We start from the raw sequence: 7,734 nt of genomic DNA, 5'->3' as shown, positions 1-7,734 counted from the left end.
TAAAGTAACCGTGGACTATCAAAAGAAAGATGGCACATGGGACACACAAGTACGAGAAGTATATGATAGAGGTAATGGAGCGGCTATTTTATTATATAATCAATCTAAAGGAACCGTTATTTTAACCCGACAATTTAGACTGCCAAGCTATTTAAACGGAAATAAAAGTGGTTTATTAATTGAAGTTTGCGCTGGATTACTAGATGAAGACAACCCTGAAGCTTGTATTATCCGTGAAACCGAAGAAGAAACAGGATATCGCCTGCATTCGGTTAAAAAAGTTTTTGAAGCCTACATGTCTCCTGGAGCAGTAACCGAAGTTTTGCATTACTTTATAGGAGAATATGATTCTAGCATGAAAGTAAGTTCCGGTGGCGGATTAGCAAATGAACATGAAGAAATTGAGGTACTCGAAATCCCTTTCGACCAAGCCTACGTTATGATAGAATCTGGCGAAATAAAAGATGCCAAAACCATTATGTTATTGCAGTATGCTAAAATCCATAATTTGGTTTAACACAAAAGAATGTACAATATTCACAAAAAAAAAGAGTACTGATGATGTACTCTTTTTTTGTTTAATTCATGAGAATTATAGATTGGGTTGTGGCGTCATTCTCAAATACGGTTTTATGGGGGTATGCCCTTTGGGAAACTTACTCGGAATTTCGCTATCCGGAATGGCCGGAACAATAACAACATCTTCCCCATGTTTCCAGTTGGCCGGAGTTGCCACGCTGTAATTTGCGGTCAATTGTAAACTATCAATAACCCTAAGCAACTCTTCAAAATTCCTTCCAGTAGATGCAGGATAAGTCAACGTCAATTTAATTTTCTTGTCAGATCCAATAATAAAAACCGAACGCACCGTAAATTTTTCACTCGCATTGGGATGAATCATATCATAAAGCAACGCCACTTCCCTATTTTCATCGGCGATAATTGGAAAATTAACCGTTGTGTTTTGAGTTTCGTTGATATCTTTTATCCATTCTTTGTGAGATTCTAATCCATCAACACTTAAGGCGATGACTTTTGCATTTCTTTTTACAAATTCAGGATAATAATTCGCCACTGTACCTAACTCAGTAGTGCAAACAGGTGTAAAATCGGCAGGATGCGAAAACAATACTCCCCACGAATCACCTAACCATTCATGAAATTGTACAGTACCCATTGATGTTTCTGCCTTAAAATCTGGAGCAGTATCTCCTAATCGTAATGTTGCCATAGTTCTATAGTTTTAATATATTTAGTTTCTTAAAATTAAATAAAAAAACAACTAGTTCAACAAAAGAATACATTTCAAAGTATTCTTAGATAAAACGCATCAAAATAACCCAAAATATCAAGGTTATAAATGAAATGGGAATTCCAAAACCAATCATCATACTACTCAATCTTGGTTTCAAACCATAAGTCGAAGCCAAAATACAACCAGTAATCATCGGCGCCATGGCTGATTCCAATATAGCCACTTCAATTTCCTTAGAATGTTGATGCAATACTATCACATATAAAAAATAGATGATGGCGGGAGTTAAAATTAATTTATAAAATAAACCCAGACCCAGAAAATCCCAGTGCATACTTCGTTTTTCAAAACGCAATTGAAATCCCACCGAAAGTAATGCCAAAGGTGTCACGGCACTCCCCACCGATTTTAACAGCAATTGACCCCAGTCATAAAAATCGAATTGAAAGACATTCATCAAACAGGCAATACAAAAAGTAACGAAAGGAGGAAAAAAAGCAATCTTTTTGGCAATTTGTACGCTACTCAAATTCCCCTTAGAATAAACAGTTACAACTAAAACACCCAAGGTAGAAAGCACCACAAAAGATCCTGGCTGATCCACTATAATCGCAGTTTTCAAACCTTCTTCTCCATACAAAGCCTCAATTATTGGAAAACCTAAAAAAGAAGTATTACTGAGTCCCGCACAAATAATCAAACAACCAATGAGTTTTCTTGGCCACCCTCTTTTTTTTCCTAAGTAACTAAAAAAGAAATAAGAGACTACAAATCCAATCCAAGCCACCCCAATGGGAAACAACAATTGATTGTCCCATTTAATTTTCGGGATATAATATAATGCTAATGCAGGAAGGCAAATATAGACGACTATCCAATTTAAAATTTTATGCGCATTTTTAGGTATTTGCTTTATATTTTGCAAAAATAGCCCCAAGAATAAGCAAACGAAAATGAGTATAAAGTTGTTCATCGTATCAAATAGAGTGTAAAAATACCATTAAAAAATTCCAAACCCAAAAGCAATCATTTTAAATTAAAAGCCATCGAAGCCTAATTTATTTAACAAAACAAATATTTGCAATTCAAATATAAATTCTATATTTGCAATATATTTTATTACAGTATGATTTCAGGTAAATTTGCCATCACAATACATATTCTAACATTGCTTTCTAAATTCCCTGATGAATATTTATCATCAGACTTTATAGCTGGCAGTATGAACGTACATCCTGTTTTGGTTAGAAAAGAAATAGCTAACCTAAAAAAAAATCATATTGTAGAAAGTAAAGAAGGAAAAAATGGAGGCACTCGTTTATTGAAATCTTCAACAAAAATCACTTTAGATGCCATATTCAAAATGACATTTGAAACAGTGACATTAGGTTTTTCAAAAAACGAACCCAACCCTAATTGCCCGGTTGGCAAACAAATCAATAAAAATTTAGAAAACTTATATGAAGATATCAATAAGACAATCAACGCACAATTGAGTGACATTACATTGGAAGATTTTTCTAAAAAATTTTAATCTATTTTTTTAAATTAAACTGTAACTTTTTTTATTACTTTTAAATATAACTATTATGAAAATTGCAATTATCGGAGCCACTGGATTTGTTGGCACCAACATTTTAAACGAATTATCAAGCAGAAATCATGAAATTACTGCTATTGCAAGAAATCCCAAAAATGAAGCAAATGCCAATTGGGTAGCTGCAGATATCTTTAACACAGATGCATTAGCAGAAATTTTAAAAGGAAATGATGTTGTTGTTAATGCTTATAACCCAGGCTGGACAAACCCAAACATTTACAATGATTTTATAAACGGCTCAAAATCAATCCAGGAAGCCGTGAAAAAATCAGGAGTAAAACGATTCATTACCATCGGAGGTGCCGGAAGTTTATTTGTTGCGCCTGATCTACAAGCTGTAGACACTCCGGATTTTCCAAAAGAATATCATGCCGGAGCAACTGCTGCCAGAGATTATTTGAATATCATTAAACAAGAAAAAGAGTTGGATTGGGCATTTTTCAGCCCAGCTTTCGAGATGCACCAAGGAATAACTACAGGCAGAACGGGGAAGTACCGTTTAGGCTTAGAAAATCCAGTTTTTGACGAAAATCAAAGAAGTATCTTGTCCGGTGAAGATTTAGCTGTTGTCATCGCTGATGAAGCTGAAAATCCAAAACACCACCAAATTCGTTTTACTGCAGCGTATTAAGAAATACAATTCGGCTAACAACAAACAGTTTCAAGGATTCGTCTTTTGAAACTGCTTTTGTTTTGATTACTTTTACTTTCAAAACCAATTATTTTGTCTACCAAAAAAACAAACCCAAGCGCTTTAAATGAAAAAGCTGGTATTTCGCCACCCGAAATAATCAGTTCAAGCGCTATACAACAAATTAAAGTATCCCGAAAAAACCAACCTTCTGCAAAAGAATTGATTGATGGGATTTTAAATGGAAATATAACGGCACTCAGTCGTGCAATCACATTAATTGAAAGTACTAATATTACCCATCTAGAAAAAGCAAGCGAAGTAATCAACGGATGTTTACCTCATGCCAATAAATCAATTCGAATAGGAATCACAGGAGTGCCAGGTGTTGGAAAAAGCACTTTTATTGAAGCTTTTGGTAAACACTTAACGAGTTTAGGCAAAAAAGTAGCCGTTCTTGCAGTCGACCCAAGCAGTACCATTTCGCATGGAAGTATTTTGGGAGACAAAACCCGAATGGAAGAATTGGTAAAAGACAAAAATGCGTTCATTCGACCTTCGGCATCCGGTGAAACTTTGGGAGGTGTTGCACGTAAAACTAGAGAAACCATAACACTTTGCGAAGCATGTGGTTTTGATGTTATTCTAATTGAAACTGTAGGTGTAGGCCAAAGCGAAACGGCGGTTCACAGCATGGTAGATTTCTTTTTACTACTAAAAATTGCAGGTGCCGGAGATGAACTTCAAGGTATCAAACGCGGTATTATGGAAATGGCAGATGCTATAATCATCAATAAAGCTGATGGTGATAATATTAAAAAAGCTCAATTGGCAAAAGTAGAGTTCAACAGGGCCTTGCATCTTTTTCCGGCAAAAAAATCAGGATGGATTCCAACTACTGCAACTTGTAGCGCTTTGACCCAAGAAGGAATTAGTGCTGTTTGGCAAACTATTTTAAATTACCTTGAATTGGTAAATTCAAATCATTATTTTATAGAAAAACGCAAGGAACAAAATCAATTTTGGATGATGGAAACCATTGATGAACAATTAAAAAATCATTTCTACAATCAACCAAGCATTATTCAATTATTAGATTCCACTAAAAAAGCGGTTCAAAATAATACCATTTCCCCTTTTGCGGCGGCTCAAATTTTATTGGACAGTTACTTTAAAAAATAATACCACATCCCGATCATTATTCAAACAGCATAATTAAAACAAAAAAACTGCAAAAGTTGTCAAACCAACTTTTGCAGTTTCTATTTTATTAAAATTATTATACTATAAAAAATTATCCTGATACCATTCTACTTGTGCCTTCAATCCCTCATACAAACTGGTTTTAGGATTATAGCCCAATAATTTTCTAGCTTTGTCGATAACAGCTTTGGTTCTCAATTGATCACCGGTTCTAGCCTCAACAATTTTCAGATCAATTTTTTTATTTAATATTTGCTCAACAATTTCAATGCCTTGCTGAGTTGTATTTTCTTCCTCGGTACCTAAATTGATAATTTCATTATTGACCACCTCTTCCTTTCCAATTACACTCACCACGCCATCAACAATATCCTGAACATAAGTAAAGCTTCGCAAATGATTTTCACTTCCTTTAAACAAAGGAAAAGGAACATTATTAAAAGCATTAGCAATCAATTTTGTATATAACTTCTCCGGCCTTTCACGTGGTCCATAAACTGAATACAGGCGCAAAGAACAGGCTTTCAATTGTCCTAGTCTACTGCTCGCCAAAACCAATTGTTCAGCTGCCAGTTTAGTCACTCCATAAAAAGAAGCAGGTGATGGTGCTACAGTTTCATCAAAAGTGGCATGAATTCCATAAATGGAAGATGTGGCTATATTTACAAAAAGAGCTAAATTTTTATTTTTTAAAGCAAAATCAAGCAAGTTTTTCGTCCCAATCACATTATTTCCCAAATAATCTTCAAAACTGGAGGTCACAGAAATTCCAGGTTGAGCGGCAAAATGAAAAATATAGTCAAAATCAGTGGACAATTTTTGAAGTTGTTCTGCAAACCTCAAATCTATTTTCTCGATTATAATTCCTTTAGCATGCAATACACTAGCATTCAACTGTTTCAAAGAGACATCGTAATAATCTGAAAAATTATCTAAGCCAACTACTTCATGTCCAATAGATTGCAGTCGTTCAGCTGTGTGCGAAGCAATGTATCCAGCCGCACCTGTAACTAATATCTTCATAGGTTAATCTTTATCGTTTTATATCGGCCAATTGCAATTAACATTTCCCATATTCCATTTCTAAAATAACAAATTCATTTGCTGTTTGACCTCGAAACAAAGATAAACAAATACAATAGTATGCGATGAAAATTATTTGTAAAACAATCCGTATTAAGAAAAAATACCATAACTTAGCCATTATCAACAAATTAAACACAAAACAATTTTCAAAAAAGACTTTTTGATTTCATATTAAAATAACATCAACAAACAACTATACAGATTTAACAAATCGTCAAAATACTAAAAAACATATTTATCGCTTAAATTTTTCTTAACCAAAAATTTTAATTTAATGAATACTAAATTTTTAGTTTTAATCATAAAAAAACCTATCTATTTTATTCTTCTAGCTATTTTTATTGTCACCTTATTACAGCTCGGCTCTTGGGGTCTGACCGAAACAAGCGAAGCCCGTTATGCCCAAATCTCCAAAGAGATGTTTGAAACCGGTGATTTCATCCATCCCCGTAAAATGGGAATCTCACATTACCACAAGCCACCGTTAACTTATTACATAACAACATTAGGGTATGCCATATTCGGAATCAATGAATTTGGCGCCCGTTTTTTTTTATCAGTTGCGTTACTGATTCAATTAATCCTTATTTACAAAACATCATTGCTGTTATTTAACGACAAAAGAACATCGCTACTGTCTGTCGTTTTATATTTTTCTACCCCCTTAGTTTTAGCATCTATCCGAAATTTAACCACAGACGCCTACCTAAACACTTTTGTCATGATGGCTGTTTACTTTTGGCTTAACTATTTAAAAGAAAAGAAGTATTTTCTCTTCTTCTATCTGTCGCTATCAATGGGTTTCTTTACAAAAGGTCCGCTGGTACTCATTCCGATTTTTATCTTTCAGTTAACATGGTTTTTTTACAACAAAAAAAGGATTCGGTTTTCAATCTATGATTTTTTTGGGATACTGATATTTTTTATTTCCTGCGGTTGGTGGTATTTGGCCGTCATAAAAGAAAACCCGATGGTTTTGGATTATTTCACAAGTAATCAACTTTACCAAAGAATAGTTTCCAATGATGCATTTAATAGAGGAAAGCCTTTTTGGTATTATATTGTTTTGCTTCCATTGTTCTTGTTCCCTTGGATCATCTATATTTTTCAGACTTTAAAAAAAATAGACATAATAGTTCTAAAAAGAAAAATTTTATTGATTACCTTTTTCCTGATTATTTTACTTTTTTCAATATTCAAAACCAAACTGATTTTTTATGTCCTACCCTCGTTGCCATTCCTAATAATCTTCTCCTCAACCCATTTGGTTCAATTGAGTGAAAACCATTGGAAAAAATTCACTTTTTACCTGTACGGATATTTCTGTCTCTTGTTTATTGCGGCTTTTGTGGCAATCCTAATCCACAAAATCGAACTTGGACTTCCTTACGTTTTGATATTGCTGTTCGGATTACTAATCAGCATTTTTGGCTTAAAGAATGAAAGCTGGTTTTACAAAAACATATCCGCCCTCTTAATAAATACTTTGGCATTGTTACTTTTTTCCACTTTTGTAATGAGGTCAAACGAGTTACTCATCAACTCCACAAAACCTATTGCAACTTTTATAAGTTCACTAAAATCTAAAAATGTATATGTATATAACTATCTGCTACCATCAATGTCTTTTTATACCGACAAAAACATTATAACGCTCAATAACGGAAATTATACTAGTAAAAGAGAAGTACAATTTGAACAAAACTTAGACTACCTAAAACATTATTACAACTTAGAGGAAAAGAAAGAAATCATACGATTAAAATCTGATTTCAGCACCCGAAATACTGTTTTCCTAGTAAGGAAAAAAGAAATATTACCTAAATATATCAAAACAGAAATAGCACCTTTTAGAAACAAAAAGTATTTTAGAAAATGGATACTTTACTATAACTAGAAAATTAATTATTTACTCTAAATTAGAAGCTTACCATTTTAATTGAAAAAAATCACACCTTC

8 protein-coding genes are annotated in these 7,734 nt (G+C 33.5%); 5 read left to right on the top strand and 3 right to left on the bottom strand.

The annotated features are described in order from the left end of the window. Positions 1 to 517: NUDIX domain-containing protein (locus VFS71_RS18005; RefSeq protein ID WP_326403005.1), on the top strand; the 517-nt coding region annotated here is incomplete at its 5' end. Between the two features lie 75 nt (positions 518 to 592). Here VFS71_RS18005 and VFS71_RS18000 read toward each other — a convergent pair. Further along, positions 593 to 1,231, bottom strand: coding sequence for a peroxiredoxin (locus VFS71_RS18000; protein ID WP_326403004.1), 639 nt, complete (start codon positions 1,229 to 1,231; stop codon positions 593 to 595). 85 nt (positions 1,232 to 1,316) lie between these two features. After that, positions 1,317 to 2,228 (bottom strand): AEC family transporter, encoded by a 912-nt coding sequence (locus VFS71_RS17995; RefSeq protein ID WP_326403003.1) that lies wholly within the window; start codon positions 2,226 to 2,228, stop codon positions 1,317 to 1,319. 153 nt (positions 2,229 to 2,381) lie between these two features. Here VFS71_RS17995 and VFS71_RS17990 point away from each other — a divergent pair, with 153 nt between their 5' ends. From VFS71_RS17990 to meaB, 3 genes are all read left to right on the top strand, one after another. Then, positions 2,382 to 2,789 carry an Rrf2 family transcriptional regulator gene (locus VFS71_RS17990; protein ID WP_326403002.1) on the top strand — a complete coding sequence of 136 codons (408 nt, stop codon included), beginning with the start codon at positions 2,382 to 2,384 and terminating at the stop codon, positions 2,787 to 2,789. A gap of 55 nt (positions 2,790 to 2,844) precedes the next feature. Next, positions 2,845 to 3,486, top strand: coding sequence for an NAD(P)-dependent oxidoreductase (locus VFS71_RS17985; RefSeq protein WP_326403001.1), 642 nt, complete (start codon positions 2,845 to 2,847; stop codon positions 3,484 to 3,486). Between the two features lie 93 nt (positions 3,487 to 3,579). Then, on the top strand, positions 3,580 to 4,668 hold the full coding sequence (meaB, locus tag VFS71_RS17980; protein ID WP_326402999.1) for a methylmalonyl Co-A mutase-associated GTPase MeaB: 1,089 nt from the start codon (positions 3,580 to 3,582) through the stop codon (positions 4,666 to 4,668). 102 nt (positions 4,669 to 4,770) lie between these two features. Here the strand turns inward: meaB and VFS71_RS17975 are convergent, their stop codons facing one another. Beyond that, positions 4,771 to 5,712, bottom strand: a complete 942-nt coding sequence (locus VFS71_RS17975) for an NAD-dependent epimerase/dehydratase family protein (RefSeq protein WP_326402998.1) — start codon at positions 5,710 to 5,712, stop codon at positions 4,771 to 4,773. Positions 5,713 to 6,049: 337 nt separating this feature from the next. On the opposite strand from VFS71_RS17975, the gene VFS71_RS17970 reads away from it, so the two are divergent. Further along, positions 6,050 to 7,672: a glycosyltransferase family 39 protein gene (locus VFS71_RS17970; protein ID WP_326402997.1), complete on the top strand. Its 1,623-nt coding sequence runs from the start codon at positions 6,050 to 6,052 to the stop codon at positions 7,670 to 7,672. Positions 7,673 to 7,734: the final 62 nt, after the last annotated feature.

The organism is Flavobacterium sp., from assembly GCF_035760125.1.
GTDB lineage: Bacteria > Bacteroidota > Bacteroidia > Flavobacteriales > Flavobacteriaceae > Flavobacterium.
The sequence above is the reverse complement of the archived record's forward strand: the minus strand, read 5'-3'. Positions and strand labels throughout refer to the sequence as shown.

Bases quoted from the DNA above. Each gene is read 5' to 3' on its own strand.
- VFS71_RS18000 (WP_326403004.1), bottom strand. From the start codon at position 1,231: ATGGCAACATTACGATTAGGAGATACTGCTCCAGATTTTAAGGCAGAA.
- VFS71_RS17985 (WP_326403001.1), top strand. From the start codon at position 2,845: ATGAAAATTGCAATTATCGGAGCCACTGGATTTGTTGGCACCAACATT.
- VFS71_RS17990 (WP_326403002.1), top strand. From the start codon at position 2,382: ATGATTTCAGGTAAATTTGCCATCACAATACATATTCTAACATTGCTT.
- VFS71_RS17970 (WP_326402997.1), top strand. From the start codon at position 6,050: ATGAATACTAAATTTTTAGTTTTAATCATAAAAAAACCTATCTATTTT.
- VFS71_RS17975 (WP_326402998.1), bottom strand. From the start codon at position 5,712: ATGAAGATATTAGTTACAGGTGCGGCTGGATACATTGCTTCGCACACA.
- VFS71_RS17995 (WP_326403003.1), bottom strand. From the start codon at position 2,228: ATGAACAACTTTATACTCATTTTCGTTTGCTTATTCTTGGGGCTATTT.